The organism is Bradyrhizobium sp. DN3 (assembly GCF_041357655.1).
Taxonomy (GTDB): Bacteria; Pseudomonadota; Alphaproteobacteria; order Rhizobiales; family Xanthobacteraceae; genus Bradyrhizobium.
In genome coordinates this window covers 1-1,306 of record NZ_JAULLN010000082.1, presented here as the reverse complement: position 1 = coordinate 1,306, position 1,306 = coordinate 1, and the positions used below count along the sequence as shown (strand labels likewise).

Annotated in this window: 1 protein-coding gene; it reads left to right on the top strand. The window is 62.6% G+C overall.

What is annotated here, in order from left to right; genetic code table 11:
- The first annotated feature begins 199 nt into the window (after window positions 1-199).
- Window positions 200-1,195 carry an IS110 family RNA-guided transposase gene (locus AAE027_RS39425; protein WP_091892429.1) on the top strand — a complete coding sequence of 332 codons (996 nt, stop codon included), beginning with the start codon at window positions 200-202 and terminating at the stop codon, window positions 1,193-1,195.
- Window positions 1,196-1,306 lie beyond the last annotated feature (111 nt).

Sequence of the window (1,306 nt, the reverse complement as noted above, 5' to 3'; positions counted from 1 at the left end):
ATCCGACCTCTTGTGTCTGTAAAATCTGCCAGGATGTGCGAACGGGCGGTTCTGACCAACCGCCCGTCGCTGGATCTGAGCCCGTCCGACCTCAAAGGCCTCGAGCCTGTCGGGGAGCGAGGGACAGATCCGGTGTCTTCCTCAACCCGAACAGTTGCAAGGGCTTGGAGCCCGAACCGAGCAAGGAAGGGAGTGGACGATGGCACAGAATGAGCTGATTGTCGTCGGTCTCGATGTGGCCAAGGACAAGGTGGATGCGTGCATTCGCTCGTTGTCGCTACGGCAGACGTTCCCAAGCACGCCAGAGGGACGGCGATCACTGATCCGCTGGCTTCGCAAGCACAAAGTCGGCAAGGCAGCCATGGAGGCTTCCGGCGGCTATGAGCGGGAGTGGGCCAAGGCGCTGCGCGAGGCTGGTATCGAAGCCCTGGTCGTGGACCCAAAGCGGGTGCGGAACTTCGCCAAATCGGCTGGACGACTCGCCAAGAACGATCCGATCGATGCGGCGATGATCGCCTGGTTCACCGAGACCTTCATCGAGGCAAGAGGCCAAACCTACGATGCGGCACGTGAGAAGCTGGCGCAGATCGTGACTGCGCGCCAGGCTCTGATCGACGCGCAGACCAGCTTGCAAAACAGGAGGGAGCATTCCACACCTGACGTCGTGCGGAAGATGCAGGATCGCCTGCGAAAGCAGATCGCCGCCGAAATTGCCAAGCTCGAAGCCGCGATCGCAGCATTGATCAAGGCCACGCCGCGATTTGCCGAGCTCGCCGAGATCATCGAGAGCGTGCCGGGTCTTGCCGGGAGCACGTCCGCCGGGCTCATCGGGTCGATGCCGGAACTCGGCCAGATGAGCAACAAAGTTGCTGCGGCGTTGCTGGGGGCTGCGCCCTACGATCACGACAGCGGCAAGCGTCGAGGCATCCGCCATATCCAGGGCGGGCGCCGCAAAGTCCGCAATCTCTTCTACATGGCGTGTATGGGAGCTGCGACACGGCACAACCCCGTGCTCAAGGCCTTCTACGATCGCCTGATCACCAAAGGCAAAGAGCCGAAGGTTGCGCTTACTGCCTGTATGCGCAAGCTGATCGTGATCCTCAACGTTATGATCGCGCGCGGTGAGAAATGGGACGCCAGTCGGTACGAAGTGAGCGACTCCGCTCGGCTTCCGCCGAGCGCATGCACGGCCTGAAGACCGGTGAGCGGACGGGGTCAAGGCCGTCAGCCGCCGGAGGCGGTGGCGCGCAAGCGCCAGCCTTGAGGCCGGCCGATCGCCGGGCTACTTCAACACAGTTGCTCCCCG

Excerpts from the sequence above, each read along its gene's own strand:
- AAE027_RS39425 (WP_091892429.1), top strand. The coding sequence starts at position 200 with ATGGCACAGAATGAGCTGATTGTCGTCGGTCTCGATGTGGCCAAGGAC.